We start from the raw sequence: 12,613 nt of genomic DNA on the forward strand, positions 1-12,613 counted from the left end.
ACGCGGCGAGCCGCACCCCGCGCGCTCGCCCGCCGGCCGCACCCGCGCTCGCCCGTCGGGTGCGGCCGCGCTCGCCCGTCGGGTGCGGCCGCGCCGTCCGTCGGGTGCGGCCGCGACGTCCGTCGATCAAGGGCAAATGCACGTGGTTTGATCTCCGATCCACGTGCATTTGCCCTTGATCGTGGGAAAGGCCCTTGATCGGCGAGCGCCGGCTGCGGCGCGGCGGGCCTAGAGGGGACCGCGGCCGGCGCGGAGGACGAGCAGCGCGAGCTGCGTGCCGTCGGCCCCGAGCGCGGCGCGGAAGCGGTCCAGGATCTCCCGCTCCCGGGAGAGCACCAGCCGGGTACCCCCGGAGGCCAGCCGCGTGGCGCCGACCTGCTGGGAGAGCGCGGCGCGTTCCTGCCAGAGCTGGATGAGCGCGTTGTCGATCTCGTCGATGCGCTGCCGCATCGCGGTGATGCGGTCGGACGCGTCCTGGGCGTCGGTGCCGGTCTCGGCGCTGGCCGCCGGACCGCCCGGCTGCTGCTCTGCCACGTCGGTGGCCATCGGGTGCTCCCCTGGGTCTCGGTCCCGGTGTCCTGGCGTCCGGAAGCGCGAAAGCCCCGGACTCCAGGAGCCCGGGGCTTTGGTAGGTCTTTGTGATCAGGCGCGACCTACGGCTGCCGGACTCCCGGAGCCGTAAAAGTAGAACCGCGCGTGGTGGATCACGGCGCAAGTATGCCGGCGCGTCAAGCCCAGCCGCAACCCCATCTCACGATCAGGACAAATCACCGCACGGATCGATCGGCGCAGCACCGCCACCAAGACCCTGAGACCACCGATCAAGGTCCTTTCCGCTGATCAAGGGCGAATGCACGTGGTTTGATCTCTTTTCCACGTGCATTCGCCCTTGATCAGCGAGCGGCGCCGCGCTAGCGCGCGGAATGCGTCGCGCGGCGCCGCCAGGGTTAGAGGCGGGTGATGCGGTTTTGGGGACCGGGGCCGATCGGGGCCGTCGGGCCGCCGAGGTACGCGACCAGGGCGTCCACGTCGAAGCCCGGTGCGGTGGCCCGGTCGGTGCCCGCGGTCAGCCTGGTGAACCCGTCACCGCCGTTGGCGAGGAAGTCGTTCGTCGTCACCCGGTAGGTGGCCGCCGGATCGACCGGTACGCCGTTCAAGGTGATGCCGCTGACCTTCGAGCCAGCCGCCGCCGACGCCGTGTACGTGTACGCGAAGCCCGCCGACACCTGGAGGATCCGCTGGACGGTCTGCCCTCCGAAGCCTACGAACTGCTGCTCAAGCACCTCCTTGAGCTGGGCACCGGTGAACGTCTGGGTCACCACGAGGTTGTTGAACGGCTGCACGGTGAAGCACTCGCCGTACGTCACCTGGCCGGGCGCCTCACCGCCGGGCGAGTTGCCGAACGTCAACGGTGCCCGGATGCCGCCGGGGTTCATCAGGGCCAGCTGTGCACCCGCCGCCGACGCGGTGTAGGCGAGCTGCGCGTCGGCGATCACGTCGCCCAGCGAGCTCTCCCCGGCCGCGTTCGCGGCCGTGCTCAGGTCGGCGCTGATCGAGCCGACGACCCGGTTCGCGATCGGGGCGACCGCCGCGCGGTACTTGTCGGCGATGACCTCGGCGCTCTTGTCGACCAGCGCCGGGTTCCGGACGAACGCGCCGGAGGCGTCGGTCTGCCAGGAGCCGTCCGCTTTCCGGATGCCGTTCTCGACGATCACGTTGCGCGCCGTGATGTCGGCGAACTTCCCGCTGCGCTTGTCGAGCGTGAAGTCGATGTCGGTGACGAGGACGCCGTTGGAGCCGGCGCTGGTCACGACCGTGGGCGCGCCCGATGAGTTGGGCAGCTGGCACGAGTAGAACCGGTGAGTGTGCCCGGAGACCACGATGCCGAACTCCGGCCGCAACCCCGCCACGATGTTGGTGATCGGCCCGGCGAAGTTGTTGCAGCCGTCGACCGGCAGGACCGGCGGGGGTGACGCTTGGGCGCCGCCCTCGTGGATCAGCAGCACCATCGACTTGACGCCGGTGAGCCGGAGCAGCGACGCCCACCTGTTGGCGGTTTCGATCTCGTCGCGGAATTCGACCGTGGCGATGCCCGCCGGGTTGACGATCGACGGGGTGCCGCGCAGCGTCATGCCGACGAAGCCGACCGGTACGCCGTCGATGAGCTTGATGTCGACCGGCAGCAGGATCGGCAGCCCGGTCTTCTTGTTGACCACGTTGGCCGCCAGGTACTTGAACTTGGCGCCCTTGAACCCGTCGCCGTCCTGGCAGCCGTCGGTCGGGTGGCAGCCGCCCCGCGCCAGGCGCGCGAGCTCGGTCGTACCCTCATCGAACTCGTGGTTGCCCACCGAGCTGATCTGCAGCCCTGCGTTGTTCAGCAGCTCGATCGAGGGCTCGTCGTGGAACGCCGCGCTGACCAGCGGCGTGGCGCCCACGAGGTCGCCGGCCCCGACGGTGATCGACGTGCGCTTCTCCGCCGTGGCCTCGGCGCGAAGCCTCTTGACCCAGGTGGTCAGGTATTCGACGCCACCGGCCGGGTTGCCGTTGACGAGGCCACCACTGCCGGTGGGCGGGTCGACGGCGCCGTGGAAGTCGTTGAAGCCCAGGAGGTTGCCCCTGGCGGCACCGCTCTTGAGGTCATGGCCGTACGACACCGAGACGGGCGTCATCGGTGTCCACGTGGAGGTCTTGGTGGACGAGTCTTCGCCGCGACTGATCGGAATGGTGGCGACGACGGCCAACGCGAGCGCGGGCACCGCGAGGTGACGCAGCACCGCCCAGGCGCGTGAGCGCGCACGGGTCATGTGTCTCTCCTAATATGCGCAGGACAACATCGGTCATCGTTCTCGCTGGACAAAGATCACGCCAGACCCACCAGGTGACGAATTGGTAGCCGTGTCGGTGGTCGGGCTTAGACTCGCTCTGCGATGCATGCTCTCTTTGACACCCCGACCCAGGCGGAGCCCGCCGACGCCGACTCCAAGGCGCGGCGCAGCCGCAAGCCCGACCCGGAAAAGCTGCTGGAGGGCCTCAACGGTCCGCAGCGCGAGGCGGTTGCGCACGCCGGTTCCCCGCTGCTGATCGTGGCAGGTGCGGGCTCCGGCAAGACCCGTGTGCTCACCAACCGCATCGCCTACCTGCTCGGCGCGCGTGACGTGCACCCCGGCCAGATCATCGCGATCACCTTCACCAACAAGGCTGCCGGCGAGATGAAGGAGCGGGTGGCCGCGCTGGTGGGCGGCCGGGCGCGGCTGATGTGGGTGTCTACGTTCCACTCGGCGTGCGTGCGCATCCTGCGGGCCGAGCACGAGCACGCCGGGCTGAAGTCCAGCTTCTCCATCTACGACGCCGACGACTCGCGCCGCCTGATGCAGATGGTGGCGCGCGAGCTCGACCTCGACCCGAAGCGGTATCCGGCACGCGGGCTCGCCGCCCAGGTGTCCAACCTGAAAAACGAGCTGATCGACCCGGAGGAGTTCGCCGGTCGAGCGAAGGGTCCCAACGAGCGGGCGCTCGCCGAGGCCTACACGCTCTACCAGCGGCGGCTGGGCGAGGCGCACGCGCTCGACTTCGACGACCTCATCATGACCACCGTGCACCTGTTCCAGGCGCACCCGCACGTCGCTGAGGCCTACCGGCGGCGGTTCCGGCACGTGCTCGTCGACGAGTACCAGGACACCAACCACGCCCAGTACGTGCTCATCAAGGAGCTGGTGGGCGGCACGCCGGAGCTGGAGCCGGGCGAGCTGTGCGTCGTGGGCGACGCCGACCAGTCCATCTACGCGTTCCGCGGCGCCACGATCCGCAACATCTTGGAGTTCGAGCGCGACTTCCCCAATGCCCGCACGATCCTGCTGGAGCAGAATTACCGCTCCACGCAAACGATCCTCAACGCCGCCAACGCGGTCATCGACCGCAACACCTCGCGCAAGCCCAAGCGGCTGTGGAGCGAGGAGGGGATGGGGGAGCAGATCGTCGGGTACGTCGCCGACACCGAGCACGCCGAGGCCGACTGGGTGGCCCGCGAGATCGACCGGCTATGCGACGCGAGCGAGGCGCGCCCCGGCGACGTCGCGGTGTTCTACCGCACCAACGCACAGTCCCGCGTATTCGAAGAGGTGTTCATCCGGGTCGGCCTGCCGTACAAGGTCGTCGGCGGGGTCCGGTTCTACGAGCGCAAGGAGGTGCGCGACGCGCTCGCGTACCTGCGGGCCGTGATCAACGACGACGACACGGTGAGCATCCGGCGCATCCTCAACACGCCGCGGCGCGGCATCGGAGATCGGGCCGAGGCGTGCGTCGAGGCGCTGTCCACTCGTGACCGCGTCTCATTCGGCGCGGCGCTGCGCCGCGCCGCCGAGGCGCCGGGCATCTCGTCCCGCGCGGCCAACGGCATCGCCGACTTCGTCGCGCTGATGGATGGGGTGGGCGAGCTGGCCGCGACCGCTCCACCCGAAGAGGTACTGGAGGCGGTGCTCCAGCGCTCGGGTTACCTGGCGGAGCTGGAGGAGAGCCTCGACCCGCAAGACGCCGGCCGGGTGGAAAACCTGCAGGAGCTCGTGAGCGTGGCCCGTGAGTACACCGAGCGGATCGAGTCGCAGGACGAGACCGCCACGCTCGTGGGGTTCCTGGAGCAGGTGGCGTTGGTGGCCGACGCCGACCAGGTGCCCACCGACGACCCCAACCACCAGGGCGTGGTCACGCTGATGACCCTGCACACCGCGAAGGGCCTGGAGTTCCCGGTGGTGTTCCTGACCGGGCTCGAAGACGGCGTGTTCCCGCACCTGCGCTCGCTGGGCGACAACCGTGAGCTGGAAGAGGAGCGGCGCCTGGCGTACGTGGGCATCACGCGGGCCCGGCAGCGGCTCTACCTTTCCCGGGCGATGACCCGGTCGGCGTGGGGGCAGCCGCAGTACAACCCGGTGTCCCGGTTCGTCGAGGAGTTGCCCACGGAGCTGGTGCACTGGGAGCGCACCGAGTCGGCATATACGTCGTGGTCAGGCACCGGCGGGGGGATCGGTGGTCGCTCGGACAGGCAGCAGTTCACGGGCGGCACTGCCAAGGCGACCCGGCTCGCCGAGCGGCTGGGCATCGACGGCAGCAAGCTTGCGACGGCCGGCGACCTGCCGCAGGTGCCGAGCGTGGCGGCCGGCGACAGGATCAACCACCAGCGGTACGGCCTGGGCCGGGTGCTGGAGGTCGAGGGGTACGGCGCGCGCACCCAGGCGAAGGTCGACTTCGGCGACCAGGTGATGTGGATCGTGCTCCGGCACGCGCCGATCGAAAAGCTCTGACCCGTCCCTCCCCGCTGTCGGGCGGGGAGGGACGAGCCGGGGGTTCAGCAGGAGACCGCGATGCCGCGCGCCTTCAGCCACGGCGCCGGGTTGATCTGGTTCCACAGGGCGCCCTTGTGCACCTCGAAGTGCAGGTGGGGGCCCGTGGAGTCACCGGTCGACCCCTCGTACCCGATTACCTGGCTGGCCGCGACCTTCTGACCGATCCTCACCGCGACCTTGGACTGGTGCGCGTAGTGGGTCATGTACCCGTTGCCGTGGTCGATGACCACCGAGATGCCATAACCGCTGTATGCCCAACCGGCGGCGACAACGGTACCAGCGCCGACCGCGTGGATCGGGGTGCCGGAGGGGGCTGCCAGGTCGATTCCGGCGTGGAGCACGCCCCAGCGCTGCCCGAAGCACGACGTGATGGCCGCACCTGGCATCGGGCTGACCCAGGCGGGAGCGGCCTTCTTCGGGGCCGCTGTGGCGGCCTTGGGTGCCGCAGCGGTCGCGGGGGCGGCCTTCGGCGCGGCCGTGGTGGGCGCAGGCTGGGCGGGCGCGGCCTGGGGGGTGGTCTGGGCGGGGGCGGTCTGGGCGGTCGCCCGCTCGGCACGGTCGGCCCGCTGCGCGGCATCGGCGCGGGCCTGCTGGTCCGCGGTGACGGCGGCCGTCAGCGGCGTTTCCGCCGGGCCGTCGGCGACAGCGGCTGAGATGCCGGCCAGGGCGGCGCCGACCGCGAGCACCGTCGCGGGCGCGACGAGGCGGGCCCGACCGGCTAGGCGGCTGCGGATCCGGTGCCGGGCGACGTCGGCGCGCGATCGGATATCGGGGAACTTGCTTTGCTGCACGAGGGGGGACCTCCGTGGTTGTGCGACACGGACCGGGAAATGTTGGTGTGCCGCTCCGTAACCACGGGTAAGGGGGAAGCCAAGGGTGGGCCGGCACACCCAGGGTCGAGCCCTGTTTTGTGCCGGTTTGTTCTAGTAACAGTCCGTAGTCAGATGTGGCCTAGGTCACATCTATGGCTGTGACGGGAGAAACTTTGTGCCGTCTCTGAGGTGCAAAAACCGCCCATGCCGTATGGCATGGGCGGTGAGAGGGCGCTACAGAGAGTCAGGAAGGCGCTACGCCAGCAAAAATTGAGTCGACCTGTAGCTTGATGTCCGCTTGGCGATCCCGGAACCACGGGATCGGGTCGCGGGGCTCGCCGTTGACATGCACCTCGAGATGCAGGTGACTTCCGTACGAGTGACCGGTGTTGCCCACCAGGCCGAGCGTGTCGCCGGCCTTCACCGTCTGCCCGGCTTTGACGAGGACCTTCTGGGAGTGGCCGTAGATGGTCTCGACACCGTTGCCGTGGTCGACGATGACGGCGTATCCGTAGCCGCCGTAGTACTGGGCGAGCTTCACGGTGCCGTCGGCCACCGCCTTGTAGGGCGTGCCCTCCGCTGCGGCCAGGTCGACGCCGGCGTGCAACTGGCCCCAGCGCATGCCGTAAGGCGAAGTGAACTGGTATTCCTGCAGCGGCAGCAGCCACGCGTCCGATGCCGCCTGGTCGGCGGTGGTGGCGGAGCGGTCGTCACGGGAGGCGCGGGCGGCGTCTTCGGCTCGGTCCGCGAGATCTTGAGATGCCGACGCGCGGTCGAGATCGGCCAGCGCGCTCGGGTCGACCGTCTTGGCGTCCGGCAGGGCGGCGGCGCCGAGGGCGACGAACCCCGCTCCGACGAACGCGGTGGTGACGACCGCGGCATAACGGCTGCGCGGAGGTGTGGGAACGCGGCGACGACCGCGATATCGGTCCGGCTCAGACGACAGGCGCTGACGCACGCACACCCTCCGTTGTCGGTCATAGGCGGCTGATGCAGCGTCTAAATGGGGGTGAACGCTGTCTAGCCGCGTCGCCATCCGGCGGGGACCGGGATGACAACCGTGGGTCACGGTAACTAAACCCCGGGCGTGTCACAAGCCGGACGGCAAAATTGGCTACAGAACGGCGCACCGTCCGTTGTGGAATGCCGGATTTCGTTACCATTTGTGAGGGGTCTCGTTAGTAGCGTTCCGTCATATCTACAGCTACGGATGGTCATGTGATCCATCCGACAGCGTTAAATGCTTGCCCTTCCGAGTCGCTTCTATGAGACCAGTTTCCAGCCCCGATATTCCGGAGCGCGGCCGGCGAGTTACCGTTCGTTCAGGCGTGGTGCCGACCGCACGGAAGGTGTGTGCTCATGAGCTCTCGGATACGGGTCGTCGTCGCGAAGCCCGGCCTCGACGGGCACGACCGCGGCGCCAAGGTGGTGGCGCGGGCGCTACGGGACGCCGGCATGGAGGTCATCTACACCGGGCTGCACCAGACGCCCGAGCAGATCGTGGAGACCGCCATCCAGGAAGACGCCGACGCGGTCGGCCTCTCCGTGCTCTCCGGCGCGCACATGACGCTCTTCCGTCGCGTGCTCGACCTGCTCGGAGAGCGCGGCGCGAGCGACATCGTCGTGTTCGGCGGCGGCATTATTCCGGACGCCGACATCCCAGAATTGCGGGAGATGGGCGTGGCGCAGATATTCACTCCGGGTGCCACGACACAAGCCATCGTGGAATGGGTCCGGGCGAACGTAACGCAACCCGTAGCGTAATCGCTACTGACGGTTGCGAATAAAGGGAGAGGCCGGACGCACCCCTCACACGTCCGGCCTCTCTATGCACGATGCCCCGCCGCCACCCCTCGACCGACAGGGCATCGGCCGCTTTGCTGTCTGCCGTACCGCTCAGACATCTGACTCAACGATGCCCTTCACGGGGGGTTACGCGGCCTGCGGAAAAAGATTCCCTGGTGTCGTACGCTCTGCTCCCGTGACGCACCCACCCCAGCAGCCGCCGCCCGGCTGGCACCCACCCCAGCAACCGCCTCTGCAGCCGCCGCCGGGCTGGCAGCCGCCTCCGCAGGGGTGGCAGCAGCCGCCGTTCCCGCCACAGCAGCAGCTACCGGTCACGAAGCGAATCCCGGAAGACCAGCCGTTCATCGTTCGCCCGAGCGTCCAGAAGCGGGTCCTGCTCTTCGGCGGCATCAGCCTGGGCTTCGCCCTCCTGATCGGCTGCGTGCCCGCCGTCGGCAGCGGTGAGGTGCTCGTGGGCCTCGCCATCATCGGGTGCGCACTGGTCTTCTTCGGCCTGATCTTCGGCCTCCAGGTGTGGCTGATGACCTCCGGCGGGCCGGTACTCGCCGTCGGGCCGGCCGGCCTGTGGATCAAGACGCGCCCCACCCGCGGCCAGGCGATCTGGCTGCCCTGGGAAGCGATCGCCCAGGTCTATCGGCGGCGCTGGGCACTGGAGAAGATGGTCTGCGTCAAGCCACACGACCCGCGCACCGGCACCAACCTCGGCGCGTTCACCGCAGTCGACGCGAGCATGCAGCAGCTCTTCTTCGGCACCGGCTTTACCGCGACGCTCAACTTCGCCGACCGCTCCGAGGCAGAGATCATGGGTGCGATCGCCCACTTCGCAGCCGGACGGGTCCCGATCAACTAGCGAGCACTCTGTGCAGTAGCGCACACCGTGCACCCGCTCGGTTGCCGGCGGTACTTTGGTCGCTAGGCTGCCGGCAATCAACCTATTTTCTCACCCTGAAGGTGCTACGTGGATCTGTACGAGTACCAGGGGCGTGAGCTGTTCGAGCGGCATGGCCTGCCCGTGCTGTCCGGCGGCGTCGCCACGACCCCGGAGGAGGCCCGCGCGATCGCCGAGCGGCTTGGCGGACGCGTGGTCGTCAAGGCTCAGGTGAAGGTCGGGGGGCGCGGCAAGGCGGGTGGCGTGAAGCTCGCCGAGAATGCCGAGGAGGCGGTGGCCCACGCCACCAACATCCTGGGCATGGACATCAAGGGCCACACGGTCCACAAGGTGATGCTCACCGTGACCGCCGACATCGCCGAGGAGTACTACTTCTCGTACCTGCTGGACCGCGCCAACCGCACGTTCCTGTGCATCGCGAGCGTCGCGGGCGGCATGGACATCGAGCAGGTCGCGGCCGAGGCGCCGGACAAGGTCGCCAAGGTCGCCATCGACGCGAACGACGGTGTCGACGAGGCAAAGGCCCGCGAGATCGTGACGGCGGCTGGCTTCCCGGCCGAGGTCGCCGACCAGGTCACCGCGATCGCGGTCAAGCTGTGGCAGGCGTTCGTCGCCGAAGACGCCACGCTCGTCGAGGTGAACCCGCTGGCCCGTACGCCGGAGGGTCAGGTGCTCTGCCTCGACGCCAAGGTGACGCTCGACGCGAACGCCGACTTCCGCCACCCCGACCACGAGGCGCTGGTCGACCAGGCGGCCGTCGACCCGCTGGAGCAGCGCGCCAAGGAAAAAGACCTCAACTACGTCAAGCTCGACGGCGAGGTCGGCATCATCGGCAACGGCGCGGGTCTGGTCATGTCCACGCTCGACGTGGTCGCGTACGCCGGTGAGGAATTCGGCGGCGTCAAGCCGGCGAACTTCCTCGACATCGGCGGCGGCGCCAGCGCGGCCGTGATGGCCAACGGGCTGGAAATCGTGCTTTCCGACCCGGCAGTGCGGAGCGTCTTCGTCAACGTCTTCGGCGGCATCACGGCGTGCGACGAGGTCGCCAACGGCATCGTGCAGGCGCTGAGCCTGCTGGAGCAGCGCGGCGAGCAGGTCACCAAGCCGCTCGTGGTGCGGCTCGACGGCAACAACGCCGAGGCCGGCCGTGCCATCCTCGACGGCGCCGCCAACCCGCTCGTGCAGCGGGTGGACACAATGGATGGAGCGGCCAAGCGCGCCGCCGAGCTCGCGGCCGTGGGGGTCTGATCATGGCAATCTGGCTGACCAAGGACTCGAAGGTCATCGTGCAAGGGATGACCGGTTCCGAGGGCTCCAAGCACACCCGGCGGATGCTCGCCGCCGGCACCCACGTCGTGGGCGGCGTCAACCCGCGCAAGGCGGGCCAGACGGTCGACTTCGACGGTACGGCGCTGCCGGTCTTCGGCGGTGTGGCCGACGCGATCCGGGAGACCGGCGCGGACGTCACCGTCATCTTCGTGCCGCCGGCGTTCTCCAAAGCCGCGGTGATCGAGGCGGTCGACGCCGGGATCCCGCTCGCCGTCGTGATCACCGAGGGTATCCCGGTGCACGACACAGCGGCCTTCTGGGCATACAGCCAGGCGAAGGGCGGCAAGACTCGGATCATCGGGCCGAACTGCCCGGGCATCGCCTCGCCCGGCGCCTCGAACGCCGGCATCATCCCGGCCGACATCACCGGTGCCGGCCGGATCGGTCTGGTCAGCAAGAGCGGCACGCTGACCTACCAGCTGATGTACGAGCTGCGCGACATCGGGTTCTCCACCTGCGTCGGCATCGGCGGTGACCCGGTCATCGGCACGACGCACATCGACGCGCTGGCCGCGTTCCAGGACGACCCGGAGACCGACGCGATCGTCATGATCGGTGAGATCGGTGGCGACGCCGAGGAGCGGGCCGCCGAGTTCATCAAGGCCAACGTGACGAAGCCGGTGGTCGGCTACATCGCCGGCTTCACCGCCCCACCCGGCAAGACCATGGGCCACGCGGGCGCGATCATCTCCGGCTCCTCCGGTACGGCTGACGCCAAGAAGGCCGCGCTGGAGGCCGCAGGTGTCAAGGTCGGCAAGACCCCGTCCGAGACCGCCCGCCTGATGCGCGCTCTGTTCTAACGGCCGTCCGGCCCGCTACGGCCGTCCGGCCCGCTACGGCCGTCCGGCCCGCTACGGCCGTCCGGCCCGCGCGGGCGCGGCCACTTCGTCGATCAAGGGCAAACGCACGTGGTTCGATCTCCGATCCGCGTGCGTTTGCCCTTGATCTATGCAAGGGCCCTTGATCAACGGGACTGGCCCCCGGCGTGCGGCCTGGGTGTAGGTCCTTGGGCAGAGGCCAGCGAGAATCGCCCTGAAATGTCCGTATATCGGGCAACGAACACCATGATCGACGGTGGTGTCGTCATCTCCCTGGCCGGCTGTCGTGCCAAAGTAGGGGCTGATGCCAGCAACCACCCCTGACCAGCCCCAGCCGGGCGCCCCGGACACCAGGGAGACGGTGCGCATCACCGTGCGAGACCCGATGGCCGATCGGGAGACCGTTCGTCTGCCCCGGCAGCGGTCCGGTGGCAAGCGCGGTGGCAAGCGCCGGGCGCCGCTGGTGGTCGCCGCCGCGGCCGCCACTGCCTGGGCCGCCGTCGTCTCGTACCTGCCGGTCGCCGTCGTCATGGGGCTGGCCCAGTTCACCGAGGGCACCGCCTCCATAGGCGGCGCGGCCCGGCTCGGCCTCGCCGGCTGGCTGCTAGGGCACGGTGTGCCACTCGACACCGCCGCCGGCACCCTCGGGCTCGCGCCGCTCGCACTGGCGGTACTCGCCGCGTGGCGGGTCGCCCGCGCCGGCGTGCACGTCACGCGGGCGATCGGGGCTCGGCACCGCGGCTCACCGGCACAGGCACTCGCCGTCGCGGGCACGGTCGGCATCGGGTACGGGGTGCTCGGCGCGATCGCGGCGCTCATCCTGGACGGCGGCGGTCTGTCCGCGTCACCGGCCCGCGCCGGGTTCACGTTCGCGCTGTTCGGGGCCCTGGCGGCGCTGGTCGGCGCGCTCCGGGCCAGTGGGGCGCTCCGGGTCGTGGCCCGGCGGATCTCACCGGTCCTGCGCGACGCGATCCGCACCGGTGTGGTCGCCGCCGTCCTTGTGCTCGCGGCGGGCGCCGGCGTGGCCGGCCTGTCCGTGGCGTTCGGCGGGGGCAGCGCCAGCGACATGATCGGTGCGTATCGCACCGGGGTGGCCGGGCAGACCGGCATCACACTGATCAGCATCGCGTACGCCCCGAACGCCGCCGCCTGGGCGGCCGCGTACCTGCTCGGCCCGGGGTTCGCGGTCGGCACCGACACGGCTGTGCGGACCACCGAGGTATCGGTCGGCGCGCTCCCCGCTGTTCCCATATTCGCCGGCCTGCCGGAGGGGCCGATCGGCGGGTACGGAGCAGCGTTGCTGGCCGTGCCGGTGGTGGCCGGCATGGTCGCTGGCTGGCTGCTCACCCGCCGCAAGCTGCGCGCGGACCGGCCCGCTCAAGCGGCTCGCTGGTCTGTCGTGCTCGGTGCGGCGGCGCTGGCCGGTCCGGTCGCGGGCCTGCTGCTCGGCGCGGCGGCGGTGATCTCCGGTGGGCCGCTGGGCGACGGCAGGCTGGCGCAGATCGGCCCGGTCGCCTGGCACGTGGCGGTGGTGGCAACCCTGGTGGTTGCGGTGGGCACGGTGGTCGGTGCGGCCGCCACACGCATCTTCGCCCACCCGTAGAGACAATCGAGGCGCCCTAC

Annotated in this window: 10 protein-coding genes; 6 read left to right on the forward strand and 4 right to left on the reverse strand. The window is 69.7% G+C overall.

Annotated elements, in window-relative coordinates:
* Positions 1-228 precede the first annotated feature (228 nt).
* Positions 229-546, reverse strand: coding sequence for a chorismate mutase (locus V6V89_RS02955; protein WP_334617341.1), 318 nt, complete (start codon positions 544-546; stop codon positions 229-231).
* Between the two features lie 401 nt (positions 547-947).
* Positions 948-2,804 (reverse strand): bifunctional metallophosphatase/5'-nucleotidase, encoded by a 1,857-nt coding sequence (locus tag V6V89_RS02960; protein ID WP_334617342.1) that lies wholly within the window; start codon positions 2,802-2,804, stop codon positions 948-950.
* A 123-nt stretch (positions 2,805-2,927) separates the two neighbouring features.
* Between V6V89_RS02960 and pcrA the strand changes: the two genes are divergently transcribed.
* Positions 2,928-5,294, forward strand: a complete 2,367-nt coding sequence (gene pcrA / locus V6V89_RS02965) for a DNA helicase PcrA (protein WP_334617343.1) — start codon at positions 2,928-2,930, stop codon at positions 5,292-5,294.
* 44 nt (positions 5,295-5,338) lie between these two features.
* On the opposite strand, the gene V6V89_RS02970 is transcribed toward pcrA, so the two are convergent.
* Positions 5,339-6,127, reverse strand: a complete 789-nt coding sequence (locus V6V89_RS02970) for a M23 family metallopeptidase (RefSeq protein WP_334617344.1) — start codon at positions 6,125-6,127, stop codon at positions 5,339-5,341.
* Between the two features lie 265 nt (positions 6,128-6,392).
* Positions 6,393-7,106: a M23 family metallopeptidase gene (locus V6V89_RS02975; protein WP_334617345.1), complete on the reverse strand. Its 714-nt coding sequence runs from the start codon at positions 7,104-7,106 to the stop codon at positions 6,393-6,395.
* A 401-nt stretch (positions 7,107-7,507) separates the two neighbouring features.
* Between V6V89_RS02975 and V6V89_RS02980 the strand changes: the two genes are divergently transcribed.
* From V6V89_RS02980 to V6V89_RS03000, 5 genes are all read left to right on the forward strand, one after another.
* The gene (locus tag V6V89_RS02980) at positions 7,508-7,912 is read left to right on the forward strand and encodes a cobalamin B12-binding domain-containing protein (RefSeq protein ID WP_334617346.1); all 405 of its coding nucleotides are present in this window, start codon (positions 7,508-7,510) and stop codon (positions 7,910-7,912) included.
* A 217-nt stretch (positions 7,913-8,129) separates the two neighbouring features.
* Complete coding sequence (locus V6V89_RS02985; RefSeq protein WP_334617347.1) at positions 8,130-8,804, forward strand: hypothetical protein; 675 nt, start codon at positions 8,130-8,132, stop codon at positions 8,802-8,804.
* 108 nt (positions 8,805-8,912) lie between these two features.
* Entirely contained in the window at positions 8,913-10,091 is a 1,179-nt protein-coding gene (sucC, locus tag V6V89_RS02990) for an ADP-forming succinate--CoA ligase subunit beta (protein ID WP_334617348.1), read from the forward strand.
* A 2-nt stretch (positions 10,092-10,093) separates the two neighbouring features.
* Positions 10,094-10,972: a succinate--CoA ligase subunit alpha gene (gene sucD, locus V6V89_RS02995; protein ID WP_334617349.1), complete on the forward strand. Its 879-nt coding sequence runs from the start codon at positions 10,094-10,096 to the stop codon at positions 10,970-10,972.
* A gap of 322 nt (positions 10,973-11,294) precedes the next feature.
* On the forward strand, positions 11,295-12,593 hold the full coding sequence (locus V6V89_RS03000; RefSeq protein ID WP_334617350.1) for a cell division protein PerM: 1,299 nt from the start codon (positions 11,295-11,297) through the stop codon (positions 12,591-12,593).
* Positions 12,594-12,613: the final 20 nt, after the last annotated feature.

This window comes from Micromonospora sp. CPCC 206061 (genome assembly GCF_036906915.1).
Lineage (GTDB): Bacteria > Actinomycetota > Actinomycetes > Mycobacteriales > Micromonosporaceae > Phytohabitans.

What these genes read in the sequence shown, in the direction of transcription:
- V6V89_RS03000 (WP_334617350.1), top strand. Translation starts at nt 11,295, where the DNA reads ATGCCAGCAACCACCCCTGACCAGCCCCAGCCGGGCGCCCCGGACACC.
- V6V89_RS02980 (WP_334617346.1), top strand. Translation starts at nt 7,508, where the DNA reads ATGAGCTCTCGGATACGGGTCGTCGTCGCGAAGCCCGGCCTCGACGGG.
- sucD (WP_334617349.1), top strand. Translation starts at nt 10,094, where the DNA reads ATGGCAATCTGGCTGACCAAGGACTCGAAGGTCATCGTGCAAGGGATG.
- V6V89_RS02955 (WP_334617341.1), bottom strand. Translation starts at nt 546, where the DNA reads ATGGCCACCGACGTGGCAGAGCAGCAGCCGGGCGGTCCGGCGGCCAGC.
- V6V89_RS02960 (WP_334617342.1), bottom strand. Translation starts at nt 2,804, where the DNA reads ATGACCCGTGCGCGCTCACGCGCCTGGGCGGTGCTGCGTCACCTCGCG.
- pcrA (WP_334617343.1), top strand. Translation starts at nt 2,928, where the DNA reads ATGCATGCTCTCTTTGACACCCCGACCCAGGCGGAGCCCGCCGACGCC.